This window comes from Methylobacillus pratensis, assembly GCF_054072455.1.
Window position 1 is genome coordinate 39,303 of record NZ_JBSUSR010000008.1, and the last position, 16,755, is coordinate 56,057.

Here is a 16,755-nt window from a genome sequence, read left to right on the forward strand (position 1 = left end):
GTAACTCTCATGAGTTACGAATGCTGGCATCGAACAAGAAGCCATACTTTTGCGAAATGATGTAGCTCCATTTGTTCGGACAGAATTTTCCAAAGTCATGGGAAATTCGGTGCGTGGCGCACGCAGTGTACGAGTGCAATTGATATGCACCGAAAACTCTCAGACTTAATAGCTGCTATTCCAAAGGAACAAGTGCTGAGCCGAGGCCGGAGCGTGGTACTAATTCGACATATAGCGATTTTCGCCCCACGATAACCGCAAGCATTGGCCGTTTGTCCAGGCGTTTTGCTGATAAGAGACTCCACTCTGATCTATCGAGACCTGAAGGATTAGGATGATCTTCTGGGTGGCTATGCCATTCACCCAGATAGCGGATGGTTCCCTGGCTCGCCATCCATCGCGCCAGAGCAATGGCTTCGTGGCCAAACGGCATCCGCTCGAACAGGTAGTAGAATCGCCTATCCCATGCAGTGGGAACCGTTGCCTGCTCGATAATCATATGGGTTCCATGAACCGAACCAAGTAAGAGTCCGCCAGCCTCGCAGTCGGTATCACTGGCCTGAACATGCTGACAGAAAGTCTCCAACGTGGACTCCGAGAAATGCAGCAGCGTCCGCCTATCGTCGGTTGCCCAGGAACTCATGAATTGCATACAGGACATTCCGGGTTCCGCAACGGATCACAGTCAGGCGTGGCAGATTGCTGGGTACGGTCAATGACCCTCGTTCGTAGCGCGGGGGAATGGACGCCGTTAACCCAGTCAAGCACCATCTCTGCGCCCAGGCTGGCAGCATGCACCGATACCGAGGCAGGAAACGGCACGTATAAGCCTTCACATCCATGCCCTGCCAATATGGCAGGAAGAGGATCAACGGTGGAGCGCAGTTCACCTCTTTTGTCGCTATGCCAAAGACATCGGTAGCAAGCAGCAGATGCGTTCGCTCTCAAAAGTGCGCGGACAGCTGTACCCGGCCCCTCTATCCAGACCGAAAGCATAGGTATTGGTGAATAGTGGCCGCACAGCCAATGCCCGAGGGATTCCTCACCGGTGGCATCTATAAGAAGATCCAGTTCTCCCAGTTGTGCCTGCCTGATATCTACAGGAAGAGAACGAATCTCGGCCCCTGGCGCCAAGCGTTTAAGCTCCTTCGCCATGGCCTCGGCTTTGTTCGACAGCAGGTCCGGAAAACCTAAGCGATGACGCCCGATGTTTTGCGGGAGAAGGCAGTCAAAGTCCACTAACGTGAGTTTTCCACCGCACGTACCCGCCCCCGCCTTGACCAGCATGTCCGACAGATACCCACCGATCGTCCCGCATCCCACGACGACCAGGTTCTTACCTGCGAGTGTCTTGGACGCAGGTATATTCCGCTGGGCAAGGTACCGATCGTCGATTCTGACTACCGAGATGGGTATCACCTTCAATCCATAGGTCGAATCCCTGCGATCTGCGAGCTTGCTCTTTGGAGCCGAACGTTGGCGGTCATAGAGGACCGTAAATCCATATGTCATCAACGGGGATTCGATGACGATCAGAACGCCGTTGGCCTTTTTCCTTTCTCCCTCTTTGATGCGCTCGTGAATCTTGCGCCGGCACCGAGGGTCAAGGGTGCTTTGCCACGCCAAGATATCCCCAACTGTTTCAGGGGGCCAATGGGTGGTCAGAGGACGGGGTTGAGCATCCGTCTTGACCCGATAGGTCAGCACTGTTCTATCGGTGATTTGGTAGCCGAGCGATTTCAGCTTCTCAGCTGTTCGATCTTCGTTGTCGGTGATGAACCATAAAGGATTCCCATTGGCTTGCACGACTATGCAGTTATGTCGCCCTAGTTCTGCCCCCTGCATGTCCACGAAGCAATGCCAGCCATTCCAATAGGCAAAGAACTCTTCTGCAAGATCCTTAACCATCTCCCCGCGCATGATCTGCCCGAACACCATGGCCGCGTGTTGTAGGCATGCCAGTGACTGCCCGATAGGGTCGTAGATGTCTAGGACGACAGTGCCCTTGGCGAGATAGCAAAGCCCGCCATCTGCACCAAGATGAGGAACCGCTGCGGGTAGTTCACTAGGAATCTCCAGCAGCCGGATGCGAGGCAAATCGAAGAACGTGGGATCAAGCTGAACCTCGCACGGATAGCCCTTGCCCAATTGAGGCGGGATCAACAGCCCATGCAGTCTAAACCAGCCGTCATCCGCCTTGCCAGCAAATACGAAGCCTTGCTGCTCGAAGGCCTCGATAACATCTGCAATCACGGCAGCGCTTTTCATCCCGCCTTCGTCCGACCGATAAGTTCGCTCGGACCCGCAGTGGCTGGAGCTGCGGCAATGGTTGCGGCGACAGATACCACCTTGACCCGATCCGGCTCATTAGGAAAACGTGGGCCAAATTCGCCTTGCATCCAAGTGCAGGCCTGTGAAGAACTGCTGGCGTCAATTGCACCGCGAAGCACCTTTTCAAATTCTTCAAACGCCTTTGCCGCCTCTTCGACACCCTCGTTGCTAAGCCGCTCCGTGAGCGACTCGGACTCATCCACGGGGTTGTTCACCCCCGCGCGCAACTGGGCCGGCAGTGCCGCGACAACATCCAGCAACGCGAGGTCGTCACGACGATCTCTCTTCTCAAATAGCGGGGCTGCGGCGGCCATCAACAAGATTGAAGAGGGGCCACCGCTTGACCACCGCCAATCGCGGAATGCCTTCAAGTAACGAACCACGCGGCGGAACTGTTCCCCCTTGGCATCCACTTCACCCAAAAACCACTCCTTCACAGGCCGAGGATCGGAAGGCATCCAATTGCATTCACGATGGGCCAATAGCACCTTGTCGGAGGGAAGAGCCGTCCATGTGTCGCGCTCCGCTCTTTGCACAGCTTCTGATATCGAATCGAAGCCACGCTGTTCCATCGACGCTTTTAGCAGTACAAACTCTTCGTCCGGAATCGCGTACAAAGGAATATCAATGTGCGCATAATCGGCAATGACAATGCGAATGCACGTCGGCTTGTCGGTGACAAGCCTCCACCGCTTAGCCTCTACCAGCGGCCTCAAAGCTTCTTCCGCAGCGGCAAAGAACACCGTCGTTGCTGTACTGGGGCGTTTCGTCTGCGAGACGAAGCTCAACGGCAGATAGCACCCATCATCAACATCCGCCTGCTGCGGGCGTTGGGCGGGAGAATTCAGCGTCTTGTATGCCCACGACCCTTGCGTGAAGAAGCGCGGCTGCGGCACGCCGTCTGTGTATCCGCTCGCTCTCAACACACGAGGGATCCCTGTGCGCAAACAGTCCCTGACGTCCGTGCGCGCGCTTGCGATCCAGGCGCGTTGCTCGGGCGTCAGATCCAGCTCGCCATGCATGCAAGACTCGTCGTTAACAGTGGTAAAGAAAAGCGGGCTCAGGTTCAGCATGCGGCCTCCGGGACATTCTTGTTGGGGCCGTGATAGAAGATGGGGGCGCCGGCCTGGTGCGCTCGAAACGGTTGAAAAAGAGGATCGCCAAGCGCGCGCTGGGCCGCGTGACTACCGCGATCCTTGAGCGTATTCGTGGCACCAATGGAAACCCGATCCAGCGCCTTCACGTCCTTGCTCTGATCCGGCGTTGCCTTGTCGTCGATCTGGAAGTAGTTGTTCCCCAACAACTGCCTCAGCATATAGTCCACGGACGATTCCTGGGCGGAGATCACCAGATCGAAGAGTCCTCCACGCCACTTGCCGAATCCACGGTCAAGGCTAGCGCCGCCACGGACGGTCGCACCAATCGTCATCGTGCCGATGGAGAGAACCCGAATCAGCGCATCCTGTTTCGGCGCCAAGAACGTGTTGACTTCATGCAACCCGAACAGGCCGGGGGCATTACCTACCAGTCCGCCATCCGCGAAGACACCGCGGTCATTGCGCGCCAGCGGAAAGTAGACGGGTGCGGCAGCGGTCGCCAACGCAACATCGACGATCTTCATGCGGTGATCAAATTCAAAGGAAGGGTGGTGAGGTGTCTTGAAAAACTGTCCGCGACCTGTCGAGTAGTTGACTGCTGGTACAAGAACACGATGCTTCAGGTCGCCTACGGTGGTTCCCTGGAAGCGTTCGGTCAGCACTTCCCGCAACCCTGCCGAATCATGTTTTGCAGTCAGCCAGAATCCCAGAAGCCGTCTTGAAAGACTGCGGCAACCAAAGATGCGGCTGCCTTCCTCTTCGAACAGTGCTTTGAGTTCGCTGGCAGGGATTTCCGCTGCCAGTCCCAAAGCCAACATCCCTCCTGCCGATGTGCCACAAATCAGATCAAAGTGGGAAGCGATAGGCCGGCCCAGCACGGCTTCAAGCTCGGCAAGAACCGTGGCCGTATAAAGGCCGCGATAGCCTCCCCCTGACAGGGCGAGCACATGGTAGGTAGGGATGTCAGTCATGACGTCTCAACCTTTCGGGGGAAAGGAGTCGTTGCCGTGGCTATCCTTGTCACGGATACGGCCATCTGGACGATGGATGACGAGTTCGGACTTCTGGTTGCGTGCAATATCCCGCGCTGCATCTATTGCTTGCTGCTGCGTGTCATGCACAGAGGTCGCCCGCTCGTTGCCGGCGCCTTTAACGGCCCAACCGTCTTGATGAGGAACAACATGCTGATTTTTTCCGGCCATGATGGCACTCCTACAATGGAACTATGGAAGTCCCAGCCAGCCGGCTGGGTTGTCAATGGTCGCCCGCTGTAGCACAATACGTTGCTTATGCAGACAACAGGAAGACCAAGCCAATCCAACCCGTAGCAGGCGTAAAATCTGCCTCTGTTGTCTGGCTAGACAACAATGTATCAGAGCATGTGCGCTGGCGCAACACCTGCGCAACATGCGCCTTTAGACTCGACTGAATGTGGGGTTGATGCAACAGAGGGCTACGGCCTTCCCCCGCAACGCAAGGATCAGAACTCATGCCACAAACAGGTTTGGGCGTCGCTATCAAGACGCTACGCGAACGCAGAACCCTTTCCCTGCGTGAAATTGGGCAGCTATCGTCAGTGGACCATGCATACGTCTACCGCCTCGAAACTGGCGAAAAAACAAACCCCTCCCAAGACCTGATTGAAAAGCTATTGAAGGTTCTTAAGCCGACGGAGAGAGATGCTGCACTCGTAACTTGGCTGGTTGACCACGCGGACGCCGACCCGAACCTCGTCGAATTTGTGCTACAAGATTCGTCTATTGGTATCGACGTATTTACGATGGCGGCCGGCGTCAGGCATCGGGGTAACGCAAGGCCTGATCCCGCCACATTGATTACCCGGATCAAAAAGGCCCTTGAGGACGACGACGAGGACGATTGAACATGGACGAATCGGATGTCAGACAGAAAGCACGCGCGTTCATTGCGAAAGTCGATGTTTCTAACATCCGAGAAGACCTGTCTCCCTATGTGACCGCTGCCAATGCCAAGGTCAAGAAAGATGAGCTTGGCGAAGGAGAGTCTGGCTATACCATTACCAAGCCGAACGGGAAGCACATCATCACAGTGAACTCCCTGGAGACGGAGGAACGCCAGCGTTTCACTATTTGCCACGAGATAGCGCATATCGTGCTCGACCTAGAATCGAGTCACGAGGAAGTCCCGTCCTGGTCTTATGCCAAACGGCATCCCAACGAGATCGCCTGCGACACATTCGCCGCTGAACTTCTGATGCCTTATCAGCGATGGCTTTCTGTCGTTCCCAAGGAAGAGCCTTCCTTGGACCTTATCCAGCGCATGGCCGATTTGTTTGGCACTTCATTTCCCGCGGCTGCGTCAAGATTCGCCAGTCTCAGCGATGTGCCGTGTGCCTTCGTCACCATGGAGCGTGGCGCAGTACGGTATGCAGCACGCTCCACGTCTTTGAGACAAGCTGGGGCCTGGATATCACCTAGGTCGGTAATCCCGACTGGCTCAGTGGCTCATCGAGTCAGATCCTCTGGGAACAATACAACTGATACGGGGGAAGTCTCCCAGGACGTATGGTTCGACAACTGGGAAAAGGGCCTGGATCTCTGGGAACTTTCAAGGCACTACGCACGCACTGACACCACTATTTCGTTGCTATGGTTTGACGGCGAAGACCTGCCGGAGATCGAAGTGAACCGCTTCGGCGTGCGAGTGGAAGACGATGGCGGCCTACCAGAATTAACTGGTGAGTTGCCGTGGCCAGGGCGCAGCAAGCGTCGCTAGCTAAGCCTGGCAGCATCACGCTGCAACTGCCCTAGTTTTCGCTGGGCGTATTGTGGGATGCCGGTCTACGTGATTCGAGCAGACGCCGCGTGTTCTCCAGCTCCTTTTGTAGCAGTTCCGCATCCGGCAGCACGGTGCGGTAGTTCGCCGCCATTACCTTGTTCGGCAGACCATCCAGCGCATACCGCGCCAGGGCATGGCCCTTGTCAGCGCACAGGATCAGCCCCACTGGCGGATTCTCGTCCGGGTAGGCCCAATGCTCCTTGGCATAGTTGCAGTACATATGCATCTGTCCGACATCGGCATGGGTCAGGCTGCCCAGCTTCAAGTCAATGATGACCAGGCAGCGCAGCTTGCGATGGAAGAACAGTAGATCCACCCGATACCAGGTCTGGTCGATGCGTAAGCGCCGCTGCCGCCCGACAAAGGTGAAGCCTTCGCCCAACTCCAGCAGGAAGTCTTCCAGCCGCTGGATCAAGGCCGCTTCCAGATCAGATTCCGAATACTCGTCCCTGAGGTCGAGGAACTCCAGCACATACGGGTCTTTGATGGCGTCGTTGGGCGTGACGGCATCCTCGGGCTTGGCCATCGACCCCTTTATCAGCATCGCCGCCTTGTCCTTGGACAAGGCCGTGCGCTCGTAGAACTGGCTTCCGATCTGCCGGTCGAGCTGGCGCACGCTCCAGCCTCCACGCAACGCCTCGGCCTCGTAGAACTGGCGTGCATGGTCATCCTTGACCGACAGTAGCCGAACGTAGGCCGACCACGGCAAGGTGAAGGCTTGGGCCAGTTCGGAGAGGTCAAATTTCCGAGACACTGTCTGGGATTTCTCGGCAGACGACTCATTTCCCAATTTCCCAGACACTGTCTGGGAAATCTCCGGCTGGGGGTATGCGAGGAAGAAACGCCGCATGCTCTCCAGGTTGTTGACGCCAAAGCCGCGACCAAATCGCGCCGTCAGATCGGCGGACAAGCGCTCCATCAACTGCTCGCCGTAACCAGCCCGCCGCCTGCCTTTCTGCTCGGCTTCGACGATCCTGCGGCCAATCTCCCAATAGCTGGCCGTCATCAGCGCATTGACACTGCGCGCCGCCGCCTGGCGCGCCGCATCCAGTAGCTCCACGATGCCGCCGTGGATGCCGACATAGCCAGCCGGTACGGCAGCGGGTTTCCGCGTTGCCTCAGGCGTCTTCCTTGTCATGCTGTCACCTCCACAGAACGGGATGCCCCGGTAATCGCCAGCCGCCGATTTGCCACCAGTTCGGCCGCATCCCGCACCGGCTTGTCCTCGGTATGAACATAGTGCATAAACATCGCCACGGTCTTATGGCCTGTGAGCTTCATGCCCACCTTGGTTGGCACGCCCGAGTTGGCAATATCGGTCGTCGCTCGGTGACGGATGCCATGCGTGCCGACGTGCGGTACACCAGCGGCCTTGAGTACGCGCGTCCAGCCACCGTAGTGTTCGCCATGGGTCAGGTGCCGGGTCGGATCGTTGGGCGATGGAAGGACGTAGGGGCAACCTTCCCGGCGCGGCGCTGTGGACAGCAGCCGATAGGCTTCCTCGCTCATGGGCTTGGAGATGCCGCCGGTCTTGCTGTCAGGCCAGACGACGCGGCGCTTTTCCAGATCAACCCAGTCCCATTCCAACGGGCAGATTTCGGAGCGGCGGGCGGCAAACTCGAATTGCAGGCGGATCGCCAGCGGGATGACGTAGTTCTCCAGTCCTTCGGCTTCCAGTGTTTCCAACTGGCGGAATATCCGCACCAGTTCATCATCCACGATGAGCCGGGTTTCCTTGCCGGGCGGGTACATCGGGACATGGCGGCATGGATTCGTTCCATCAGGGCGTAGCCCCCACACTTCGGCCAGGTTGAACATCTTGCGCAATACGCCGAAGGTGCGGTTGGCCTCGGCCTGCTTGTAGGCCAGCTTCTTCATCAGTGCCGCCACGTCGGGGCGCTTCACATCCTGCACCTTCATCCGGCCCATGATCGGGATGATGCAACGGTCAATCACGCCCTGATAGCCGCGCTGCGTGCTGGGCTTGTTGCGCTGCTTGGAGTAGTCCTCCATGAAGGTGTGGCAGAACTCCTTCATGGTCGGCGCCTTGCGGGCGGCGTTCTTGGCCGCGCTGGGATCTCCACCTTTGCGCACCTCGGCCAGCCACTCCTGTGCCATTGTGCGCGCCTGATCGACGGTCAGTTCCCCGTACTGGCCCAAGGCGGGCTTGCGGCGCTCGCCCGCGTTCGTGCGGTACTGGAGCATGAACACCTTGCGGCCCGCTGGGGTGATCTTGCACAGGAAGCCGGGCACCACGGTATCCCGCAGTTCGATGGCCTTGGCCTGGGGTTGCGCCGCATCGACTGCGGACTTGGTGAGCTTGATTTTCGCCATGATGACTCCTCGGAAAGCCCGGTTTCCAAGAGCCGCATGGGAGCCACGCGAGGGGAAGCCGGGTCAAGTTTCGGAAAGCACCGGCATATGTTGAACTCGCCTAAGTGATTGAAAAACCTGCTGTATCAAACCGTGGCGTAGTCCAGCGAATTGCGGTACTGGAGTCATCGTGAAACAAAAAAACCCGTGGACATCGACAAAATGCGTCCAGCCGTGGCTTCAGGGCTATTGTCCTGCCCCATCGCGCCTTCGATTGCATTCGCGCCCAACTCGGGCTCCAGCACGGCATTGAGTTGCTCTACGGCCGAACGATACAGCAAGGCCAAGCCATCATTGCCCGATTGGATCGAAACCTGCAAGGAGGCTTGCAGGATTTGTCCGTTCAGCACCGCTTTCTGGGACTCGGGCCTGGCCTCGGCAGCTTTCCTAGCCTCGTTCAATGCTTCGTTGGCAGGCGCAGAGGCGGCGGGAGCCGTCGTGCCAGTGATAACGCCATTGCTGGATGCAACCATGGTGCTCTCCTATACTGGTTCTGAGATGGTATTCATCCATATCGGCAGAAAGCGGAGAAAATGAAGTCATCCTTTAGCCAATCGCTCCAATGCAGCATGCTCAGGCACGAAAAAAGGGAGCCAGAGGACTCCCTTTTATTTATCCCGGCCAATGGCCCTTAGGCTACCAAGGTCTGCGGCGCTTCCTGCTTCAGCAGGAATGCTGCCTGCTCCACAGCCACCGCTATACGCTGGCGGATGGCATCGCTAGTCAGCTGGTAATGGGCGAACTCGGTATCCTTGGCATAGATGGCCGTGGGCGTGGTATACACATTGAAAAAGCTCGCCAGGGTTCGCAGTTGGTAGTCCACCACCATGGCATGCTGGTCGCTGCCGCCGGTTGCCGCGAGGATGGCGACCTTGCCGACCAAGGCCTTGGGGTCGAGCAAATCAAAAAAATGCTTCAACAAGCCGGTATAGGAGGCTTTATATACGGGGCTCGCAATCACGAGCAAATCCGCCTCTTGTACTTTCTTGTATATTTCGGTCAATTCGGGAGGGAAATTCCCATAAGACACCGTGCTACCCAAGACTGCTGCAAATTCAGCAATATCGATCACCTCAGCAGGCGCGTGCAATTGATGCGATGCGCTGGCAGCAATCTCTTCCACAAGCGCCCTTGTCCTGGACGGTTGCGACAAACTGCCTGAGATGCCTACTATTTTTGCCATACCAACTCCTACTTCCATTAATTAATTCAACTCATGCCAAGGCATGCATTGAATAAATTCAGCAATAAAAGTGCCAGGGCAAAATGTGATTATAAATCAATTGGGAACAATAAAAACCTCTATTCACTTTAGGGTGAAGTGCTGAATATCCAGCACCAATACAGCAATTTTGCTCCAATATCAGCAGATGGATGGAGATGTGCGGATAATGCAACAGTTTGATCTTAGCCGTGCTTTACCCTTATCCTCAGTCCTCAAGCTATCTTGAATATCTCTACCGCTTTCTTCAAGCGGCCCGCCTGGTCATCCAAGGCGCTCGCAGTAGCCGCTGATTGCTCGACCAGTGCGGAATTCTGCTGCGTTGCATCGTCCATCTGCGTGATGGCGAGCTTCACCTGTGCAATTCCGTTTGCCTGTTCGCTGGAAGCGGCGGCAATCTCCTCGATCAAGGTCGCTATCTGGTTGACCGAGTTCGCGACATCGTGGATAGTATTGCCGGCCGCAGTCACTTTGCGGGTGCCTGTCTCCACCACCTCGCCAGAAGACGCGATCAATGTCTTGATTTCCTTGGCGGCGCTGGCACTACGCTGCGCCAGGGAGCGCACTTCGCTGGCCACCACGGCGAATCCCTTACCCTGTTCGCCAGCGCGAGCTGCTTCCACGGCAGCATTCAAGGCAAGAATATTGGTCTGGAATGCAATGCCGTCGATCAGGCCGGTAATCTCCTCGATCTGCCCGGACTTGCTGCTGATTTCCTGCATGATCTGCACGACCTCGTCCATGGCAGTCTCGCCCTGCCTTGCAACAGTGGCGGCATTATGCACCATGCCGGTGGCGGTCCTGGCGTTGTCCGCGTTGTGCGCGACGGTTTCCGCCAGCTCCTCCATACTGCCCGCTGTTTCTTCGATCGAGCTGGCCTGCTCCTCGGTACGGTGGGAAAGGTCGTTGTTGCCTAATGCGATCTCGCTCGTGCCACCGTTGATCTGCTCAACGCCCTCCCGCACTTGGCGCACCATCTGGGCAAGGCTGTTCTTCATATCAATCAGGTAAGGATAGATCTGCCCTGGGCAGTTCTTGCCGAATGGCTCGATATGGAAGGTCAAGTCTCCATCGGCAATTTTCTGGAAATACTCTTTCACCTGGTCCAGGGGAGTACGTACGAAATGGACAATATAGCGATCCGCCAATATCAACAGCATCAGGCAGACCAGCAGAACGGCCGCTACCGAGACAATAACCAGCTTGCGGTTTTTATGCGCATTGTCCAGTACGGACAACTGCTGTTGATCCAGCAACTCGTTCACTTCCTGGATCGTATTGCCGAAATCACGGCTGGCGCTGACGACGACCTTGATATTGTGCTGCTTGTACTGAGCGACATCGCCTTGCTCAAGCAGCTGTACCAGGCTATTGACCCCTTCGTGCGCGAATGCGGTGTAGTGGTCCTTGAGCTGCTGAAGCAGGGCAGGGTTTGCCAATGACGTGTTCTGCAGGAAAGTATTGAAACTGGCGTCGGCCTGCTCGATCGCAGCCCGTGCAGCCTGGGATTCCGCCTGGCTTGCGTTCTGGTCTCCCGCCTCAAGGTAGTCACCCTGCCTGACCAGCCTTAGCCTGGCCCTGAGCAATTGTTCATTTACCTGGGACAAGGCGCGGGTTTACTGCAGCATAGCATGGCTGGCCTCAAGTTCTTTCCCGGCATTATTGAGTCCCTGTAGCCCGATGGCAGAAAGCGTCAGGATCAAGATGCTGATGAAGATCAGCACAATAATCACCATGCGGTGAACTGTAATATCCCTAAGAAACTGTTTCATATTATTCCTTCGTCAATGAATCCAATGCGGCGCTTGGCATGAAGCCCAGCTGACGGCACTGATGATTGAAATAACGGAAGGAAAAGTAAAAAATTTAAGGAAATATGCAAATTGCAAATTTCATATATTTACAAAATTTGCTGATTTACAGGCTACTTGGCTGAATCTAAACCCGAATTTTTTCCAGCCTGCCTTTAAGCAAATAAGTGCTGACCCTACCCTTGCCTTTGACATCGACCCCGTGGCGGGGCTCAAGGAGGTAATCCTGCTTCAGCAACTCATAAGTAGCAGCGGATATCTGGATTTCATTGGGCAAGCCGGTATGTTCCATGCGGCTGGCGATATTGACCGCATCCCCCCACAAATCGTAGCTAAACCGGGTGTTGCCGATAATGCCGGCCACGACTGCGCCGCTGTTGATCCCAATGCGCATCGCCAACGGCCGGCCGATTTCCGCCGAAACCTCTTGAAGCAAGGCCGGCATTGCCAAGGCCATATCAGCGATGACGCTGGCATGGTCGGCACGGGCGTTGGGTGCCCCCGCTATCACCATGTAGGCATCGCCGATGGTCTTGATTTTCTCGACGCCATACTGGGCTGCGAGCTGGTCGAAGCGGGAAAAAACATGGTTGAGCATATCCACCACTTCAGTAGGCGTCATATCGGCGGAAATCTGGGTGAAGTCCACGATATCCGCGAACAGGATAGTCACTTCATCATGGCTATCCGCAATTCGCGCTCCTTGCGACTCATGCAGGCGTTGCGCTACCGATTCCGGCAATATGCTCCGCAACAATTGCTCAGAACGCGACTTTTCAACCGCCAATGCCTCCAGCACCTTGGCTTTTTGCGATTGGAAATAGCGCATGACGATATAGAGAATGGCCGACACTCCCGCCATATTGATCGCAAAGAACGCGTCCCGGATATCGCTGGGGATAGGCAAGGCATGAACGGAAAACAAGGGGTTCAAGTGCCATGACAGTATCGCGAGCAGCCCGAACAACACGAACCATGGCGTGGACTGCTTCGTACCAAGAATCATCAAGGCCCCCACCGGCGACAGGATTGCCCAGAAAGCGACGCCGCTGGAAGCCTGAAACCCGCCAATGATCCATTGCATGAAGAACGGCATCACCAGCAGCATGACCAACTGGGTAAACGTAAAGGCGTCGAAGCGCTTGAAATGGTAAAACACCAGCAAGCTGCTGTATGAAATGATGATGTAGATGTACGGCACAGCTGCCATCACCGCATACCCCTCCCCCAGGCTGGAAAGGGTGAATATCCAGAATACGCAAGCCAGGCTTTCCGCCAGCACCAGGATGGATAGGATCACGACGCCAAGCACGACCGTCTTGGCTATTTCAGAAGGCTTGTTCCCCAGGAAAGGCTGGATAAGCCGCATGAAATAACGGTCAGCCTGATGCATGATTGCGTTCTCTTTTTTGTTGTAATTCAATTGATTTGAGCAATATATCGCAAGGCCGGCAGTTAATCTATCCCCGCCAACGCCAATCAAAGCACTGGCTGATTGCCGCGGGTTTGGGTTAGAATGGCACCTGGCGGGCCTCCCCGCATTGCAAAGTAGCCAACCTGGTCAGGTCCGGAAGGAAGCAGCCACAACTATTGAAGCAAGTGCCGGGGGTTGGGCTCGCCTCTTAGAGAACCAGACAAGCCTGGCTGCAACAAGGTAGCGCATTCAACCGAGCGGCAGGCACCTGTAACGCATGACACCCAACGAGTTTATACGCCGATGAGCTATCAGGTTCTTGCCCGCAAATGGCGTCCGAAATCCTTTGATGCGCTGGTAGGCCAGGAGCATGTGGTACGTGCGCTCACCAATGCTTTGCAGCAGCAGCGTTTGCACCATGCCTACCTGTTCACCGGCACCCGCGGCGTCGGCAAGACCACCCTCTCGCGCATCCTGGCAAAATCCCTGAATTGCGAACTCGGCATCAGCGCCACCCCTTGCGGCCAATGTGCCGCCTGTGTCGCGATCGACAAAGGCAGCTTCCTCGATTACGTCGAGATGGATGCCGCCTCCAACCGCGGGGTGGAAGACATGACCTCGCTGCTGGAGAAAGCCATTTACGCTCCGACGCAGGGCCGCTACAAAGTGTACATGCTTGACGAAGTGCACCAGCTCACCGGGCATGCGTTCAACGCCATGCTGAAAACGCTGGAAGAGCCGCCGGCCCACGTCAAGTTCATCCTGGCCACCACCGACCCGCAAAAAGTGCCGGTCACCATCCTGTCGCGCTGCCTGCAATTCAACCTGCGCCAGATGTCGAGCAGCGGCATTGCCGAACATCTCCAGCATGTGCTGGGCCAAGAGAATATCGCCTTCGAACCTGTCGCGCTGCAACTGATCGGCCGCTCCGCCAATGGCAGCATGCGCGACGCGTTATCCCTGCTGGACCAGGCGATTGCCTATGGCGGCGACAGCGTCAATGAAAAAGAGGTTCGTGCCATGCTGGGCGCGATTGACCAGGCTTACCTGTTCGACCTGCTCAATGCCCTGTTGGCCCAGGACGGCAATGCCCTGCTGAGCCAGGCCCGCGCCATGGAGCAACGCGCGATTTCCTTTGACGCCGCGCTGAACGACCTTGCCAACCTGCTGCATGAAATTGCCATTGCGCAGGCCGTACCGGACAGTATTGCGCATGACCATCCCGAACGACAGGCCATGCTTGATATCGCTGCGCGCATGAGCGCCGAAGAAATCCAGCTCTATTACCAGATCGCGCTCCTCGCACGGCGCGACCTCGGCCTGGCGCCTGACGAGTTTGCCGGGTTCACCATGGCCTTGCTGCGCATGTTGGCCTTCAACCCGGGAGAACAGAAATCCCCGGCAAAGGCTAAACCGGCCGCTGTAGCACCATCTGCGCCCGCCGAGAACGTGGCACCCCGCGCCAGCGCCGCCCTTGTCGTCAGCCAGCCAGCCACCAAGATAGCCGCGCCGAGCACCATCGCAGCCAGCTCGGAGGCAACGCCTGAACCGGCAGCAGTAAGGCCAGCCCCACAGCCGGCTCCGGCCACCGTACCCGCAACCGCGCCCGATATCGAAGAAGCACCTGTTTCGGCTGTCAGCCGCAGCTTTGACGGCGATTGGCGCGCATTGGTTGACCGCTTGAAGCTCGGCCTGGCCAGAGCGCTTGCACAAAACTGCGAGCTGGCAAGTTTCGATGAAGAACATATCGCCTTCTCAGTGCCGCCAACGCAAAAGCACCTGCTGGGCATGGGCTATGAGGAAAAACTGCAAAGCGCGGTCGAACAGCACTTTGGCCGCAAGATCAAGATGACCTTCGCCCTGGGCGGCAGCGGCAACACGCCGGCCCAGTTGATGAGCCAGGAAAAAGCAGCCTTGCAGGCTCACGCGGAAGACGCGATTCACAACGATGGCTTTGTGCAGGCGCTGATCAAGGATTTCGGCGCCCAGATCATTCCATCCAGCATCAAACCACTTCAATAAATCCGGAGGATAGACACATGATGAAAGGCGGCTTGGGCAACCTCATGAAGCAGGCCCAGCAAATGCAAGAGAACATGAAACGCGCCCAGGAAGAACTGGGCAAGGTTGAAGTGGAAGGCCAGGCAGCCTCGGGCCTGGTCAAGATCACCATGACCTGCCGCCATGAAGTGCGCCGCGTCAGCATTGACGACAGCGTGCTCAGCGATGACAAGGAACTGCTGGAAGACCTGATCGCAACCGCGTTCAATGATGCCGCACGCAAGGCGGAAACCACTTCCCAGGAACGCATGAGCAGCCTTACCGCCGGCCTGCCCATCCCTCCCGGAATGAAGCTGCCATTCTGATTTGCACCTGAACTTGCCCCATCATGCGTAACCCGCCCGCGCTGGAACAACTAGTCGAAGCCTTGCGCTGCCTACCTGGCGTCGGTCCCAAGTCTGCCTTGCGCATGGCCTACTACCTGCTGCAGCGGGATCGCAAGGGCGCCGGGCTGCTTGCCAAGTCGCTGGATCAGGCCCTGCAGGTAGTCAGCCACTGCAGCCTGTGCAACAACTTCAGCGAACAGGAAATCTGCCCGCTTTGCGCCTCCCCTGCGCGCGATCATTCGTTGCTGTGCATCGTGGAAATGCCGAGTGACCTCATGATGCTGGAGCAAACCCAGTCGTATCAAGGCATGTATTTTGTCCTCATGGGCAGGCTATCGCCATTAGATGGCATCGGTCCGCGCGACATCCACCTGGACAAGCTGCTCAAGCGCGCGCAGGATGGCGAAGTGGAAGAAGTCATCCTGGCCACGAACTACACTGTGGAAGGCGAAGCGACTGCGCATTATGTCAGCGAACTGCTGCGTGCCCGCGGCATCAAGGTCAGCCGTATTGCGCGGGGCCTGCCGATGGGCGGAGAAATCGAGCATGTGGATAGCGGCACCCTCGCGCAAGCCATGCTGGAGCGCCGCAACGTACGTTAAAACTGGCTGGGCTCCGCCTCTAGAGTGCGGTTAGCTAGCCGCTGCTGCCAGTCAGCCAAACAGGTTTCTATCTCGGCTACATCGTGCACGGCATAATCCGCGCCCCATTCGAGCGGGCGGTCCGCCTCGTCAAGATACCCATAGAGCGCCACCACGGTAGGCATGCCCGCTGCGACTCCCGCGGCAATGTCGCGCTGCGCATCCCCAATATAAATACAATCGCTTGGCTGTGCGCCGCCCTGCTCGCAAGCCATCCACAACGAGTCGGGATGGGGCTTGGGTCGCGGCGCATCATCTGCGCATACCAGGCAAGCCAGGCGCTGGTCCAGCTTCAGCGCGGCAAGCAGGGGGGCGGAAAAGCGCCTAGGCTTATTGGTCACGACGCCCCAGCGGATTCCGGCCGCTTCAATATTCTGCAACAACGTTTCCATGCCATCGAACAAGATGGGCGTCCGCGTATACACTTCATCATACAGTGCCAGGTATTCGTCGCGCATGGCTGCAAAATTCGCATCCTCAGGCGTGATGTCGAACCCGACACCCAACAGCCCCCGGGAGCCATGGGATGCATAAGGACGGATAATGTCTTGGTCGAGGAAAGGCAGTCCGTGGCGTTTGCGCTGCAAATTGAGCGCGAGCCCGAGATCGGGCGCCGTATCGGCCAAGGTGCCATCAAGGTCGAACAATACAAGGTTTTTCAT

The 16,755-nt window shown here is 56.9% G+C and carries 18 protein-coding genes and 1 other RNA gene; 6 read left to right on the forward strand and 13 right to left on the reverse strand.

The genetic code is table 11. The features are described 5' to 3' along the window. Positions 1-175: 175 nt before the first annotated feature. Genes ACW4YW_RS14570 through ACW4YW_RS14590 form a run of 5 tightly spaced genes read right to left on the reverse strand, consistent with a single transcriptional unit; the run spans position 176 to position 4,630 of the window. On the reverse strand, positions 176-661 hold the full coding sequence (locus ACW4YW_RS14570) for a Mov34/MPN/PAD-1 family protein (protein WP_457138211.1): 486 nt from the start codon (positions 659-661) through the stop codon (positions 176-178). Continuing rightward, on the reverse strand, positions 640-2,268 hold the full coding sequence (locus ACW4YW_RS14575; protein ID WP_457138212.1) for a ThiF family adenylyltransferase: 1,629 nt from the start codon (positions 2,266-2,268) through the stop codon (positions 640-642). The genes ACW4YW_RS14570 and ACW4YW_RS14575 overlap by 22 nt, the downstream gene beginning before the upstream one ends. Then, the gene (locus ACW4YW_RS14580) at positions 2,265-3,404 is read right to left on the reverse strand and encodes a CBASS cGAMP synthase (RefSeq protein ID WP_457138213.1); all 1,140 of its coding nucleotides are present in this window, start codon (positions 3,402-3,404) and stop codon (positions 2,265-2,267) included. The genes ACW4YW_RS14575 and ACW4YW_RS14580 overlap by 4 nt, the downstream gene beginning before the upstream one ends. Then, on the reverse strand, positions 3,398-4,399 hold the full coding sequence (locus ACW4YW_RS14585) for a CBASS cGAMP-activated phospholipase (protein ID WP_457138214.1): 1,002 nt from the start codon (positions 4,397-4,399) through the stop codon (positions 3,398-3,400). Before ACW4YW_RS14585 ends, ACW4YW_RS14580 begins: the two co-directional genes overlap by 7 nt. A gap of 6 nt (positions 4,400-4,405) precedes the next feature. Next, positions 4,406-4,630, reverse strand: coding sequence for a DUF2188 domain-containing protein (locus ACW4YW_RS14590; RefSeq protein ID WP_074046854.1), 225 nt, complete (start codon positions 4,628-4,630; stop codon positions 4,406-4,408). A 287-nt stretch (positions 4,631-4,917) separates the two neighbouring features. On the opposite strand from ACW4YW_RS14590, the gene ACW4YW_RS14595 reads away from it, so the two are divergent. Then, positions 4,918-5,310 (forward strand): helix-turn-helix domain-containing protein, encoded by a 393-nt coding sequence (locus ACW4YW_RS14595; protein ID WP_007182527.1) that lies wholly within the window; start codon positions 4,918-4,920, stop codon positions 5,308-5,310. A 2-nt stretch (positions 5,311-5,312) separates the two neighbouring features. Further along, the gene (locus tag ACW4YW_RS14600; RefSeq protein ID WP_007182526.1) at positions 5,313-6,182 is read left to right on the forward strand and encodes an ImmA/IrrE family metallo-endopeptidase; all 870 of its coding nucleotides are present in this window, start codon (positions 5,313-5,315) and stop codon (positions 6,180-6,182) included. 31 nt (positions 6,183-6,213) lie between these two features. Here the strand turns inward: ACW4YW_RS14600 and ACW4YW_RS14605 are convergent, their stop codons facing one another. From ACW4YW_RS14605 to ACW4YW_RS14635, 7 genes are all read right to left on the reverse strand, one after another. After that, complete coding sequence (locus ACW4YW_RS14605; protein WP_457138215.1) at positions 6,214-7,383, reverse strand: PDDEXK nuclease domain-containing protein; 1,170 nt, start codon at positions 7,381-7,383, stop codon at positions 6,214-6,216. Continuing rightward, positions 7,380-8,579: a tyrosine-type recombinase/integrase gene (locus ACW4YW_RS14610; RefSeq protein ID WP_457138216.1), complete on the reverse strand. Its 1,200-nt coding sequence runs from the start codon at positions 8,577-8,579 to the stop codon at positions 7,380-7,382. The genes ACW4YW_RS14605 and ACW4YW_RS14610 overlap by 4 nt, the downstream gene beginning before the upstream one ends. Positions 8,580-8,743: 164 nt before the next feature. Then, positions 8,744-9,091, reverse strand: coding sequence for a DUF5610 domain-containing protein (locus ACW4YW_RS14615; RefSeq protein WP_457138217.1), 348 nt, complete (start codon positions 9,089-9,091; stop codon positions 8,744-8,746). A 158-nt stretch (positions 9,092-9,249) separates the two neighbouring features. Continuing rightward, positions 9,250-9,801, reverse strand: coding sequence for an NADPH-dependent FMN reductase (locus tag ACW4YW_RS14620; protein WP_457138218.1), 552 nt, complete (start codon positions 9,799-9,801; stop codon positions 9,250-9,252). A gap of 254 nt (positions 9,802-10,055) precedes the next feature. Next, complete coding sequence (locus tag ACW4YW_RS14625) at positions 10,056-11,447, reverse strand: methyl-accepting chemotaxis protein (protein ID WP_457138219.1); 1,392 nt, start codon at positions 11,445-11,447, stop codon at positions 10,056-10,058. Between the two features lie 9 nt (positions 11,448-11,456). Continuing rightward, positions 11,457-11,612 (reverse strand): hypothetical protein, encoded by a 156-nt coding sequence (locus ACW4YW_RS14630; RefSeq protein WP_457138220.1) that lies wholly within the window; start codon positions 11,610-11,612, stop codon positions 11,457-11,459. Positions 11,613-11,778: 166 nt separating this feature from the next. Continuing rightward, positions 11,779-13,047 carry an adenylate/guanylate cyclase domain-containing protein gene (locus ACW4YW_RS14635; RefSeq protein ID WP_457138376.1) on the reverse strand — a complete coding sequence of 423 codons (1,269 nt, stop codon included), beginning with the start codon at positions 13,045-13,047 and terminating at the stop codon, positions 11,779-11,781. Positions 13,048-13,176: 129 nt separating this feature from the next. Here ACW4YW_RS14635 and ffs point away from each other — a divergent pair. The 4 genes from ffs (at position 13,177) to recR (ending at position 16,054) form a co-directional block, all read left to right on the forward strand. Continuing rightward, an RNA gene (gene ffs, locus ACW4YW_RS14640) (signal recognition particle sRNA small type) lies at positions 13,177-13,274 on the forward strand. A 94-nt stretch (positions 13,275-13,368) separates the two neighbouring features. Then, entirely contained in the window at positions 13,369-15,087 is a 1,719-nt protein-coding gene (gene dnaX, locus ACW4YW_RS14645) for a DNA polymerase III subunit gamma/tau (protein WP_457138221.1), read from the forward strand. A gap of 17 nt (positions 15,088-15,104) precedes the next feature. Next, entirely contained in the window at positions 15,105-15,431 is a 327-nt protein-coding gene (locus tag ACW4YW_RS14650; RefSeq protein WP_457138222.1) for a YbaB/EbfC family nucleoid-associated protein, read from the forward strand. 23 nt (positions 15,432-15,454) lie between these two features. Then, complete coding sequence (recR, locus tag ACW4YW_RS14655) at positions 15,455-16,054, forward strand: recombination mediator RecR (RefSeq protein ID WP_457138223.1); 600 nt, start codon at positions 15,455-15,457, stop codon at positions 16,052-16,054. On the opposite strand, the gene ACW4YW_RS14660 is transcribed toward recR, so the two are convergent. Next, a complete protein-coding gene (locus ACW4YW_RS14660) occupies positions 16,051-16,755 on the reverse strand; it encodes an HAD family hydrolase (protein ID WP_457138224.1) in 705 nt (234 codons plus the stop codon). The two genes, recR and ACW4YW_RS14660, sit on opposite strands and share 4 nt — an antisense overlap.

Coding starts and splice junctions, on each gene's coding strand:
- ACW4YW_RS14570 (WP_457138211.1), bottom strand. CDS start 661: ATGTCCTGTATGCAATTCATGAGTTCCTGGGCAACCGACGATAGGCGG.
- ACW4YW_RS14575 (WP_457138212.1), bottom strand. CDS start 2,268: ATGAAAAGCGCTGCCGTGATTGCAGATGTTATCGAGGCCTTCGAGCAG.
- ACW4YW_RS14580 (WP_457138213.1), bottom strand. CDS start 3,404: ATGCTGAACCTGAGCCCGCTTTTCTTTACCACTGTTAACGACGAGTCT.
- ACW4YW_RS14585 (WP_457138214.1), bottom strand. CDS start 4,399: ATGACTGACATCCCTACCTACCATGTGCTCGCCCTGTCAGGGGGAGGC.
- ACW4YW_RS14590 (WP_074046854.1), bottom strand. CDS start 4,630: ATGGCCGGAAAAAATCAGCATGTTGTTCCTCATCAAGACGGTTGGGCC.
- ACW4YW_RS14595 (WP_007182527.1), top strand. CDS start 4,918: ATGCCACAAACAGGTTTGGGCGTCGCTATCAAGACGCTACGCGAACGC.
- ACW4YW_RS14600 (WP_007182526.1), top strand. CDS start 5,313: ATGGACGAATCGGATGTCAGACAGAAAGCACGCGCGTTCATTGCGAAA.
- ACW4YW_RS14605 (WP_457138215.1), bottom strand. CDS start 7,383: ATGACAAGGAAGACGCCTGAGGCAACGCGGAAACCCGCTGCCGTACCG.
- ACW4YW_RS14610 (WP_457138216.1), bottom strand. CDS start 8,579: ATGGCGAAAATCAAGCTCACCAAGTCCGCAGTCGATGCGGCGCAACCC.
- ACW4YW_RS14615 (WP_457138217.1), bottom strand. CDS start 9,091: ATGGTTGCATCCAGCAATGGCGTTATCACTGGCACGACGGCTCCCGCC.
- ACW4YW_RS14620 (WP_457138218.1), bottom strand. CDS start 9,801: ATGGCAAAAATAGTAGGCATCTCAGGCAGTTTGTCGCAACCGTCCAGG.
- ACW4YW_RS14630 (WP_457138220.1), bottom strand. CDS start 11,612: ATGAAACAGTTTCTTAGGGATATTACAGTTCACCGCATGGTGATTATT.
- dnaX (WP_457138221.1), top strand. CDS start 13,369: ATGAGCTATCAGGTTCTTGCCCGCAAATGGCGTCCGAAATCCTTTGAT.
- ACW4YW_RS14650 (WP_457138222.1), top strand. CDS start 15,105: ATGATGAAAGGCGGCTTGGGCAACCTCATGAAGCAGGCCCAGCAAATG.
- recR (WP_457138223.1), top strand. CDS start 15,455: ATGCGTAACCCGCCCGCGCTGGAACAACTAGTCGAAGCCTTGCGCTGC.
- ACW4YW_RS14660 (WP_457138224.1), bottom strand. CDS start 16,755: ATGAAAAACCTTGTATTGTTCGACCTTGATGGCACCTTGGCCGATACG.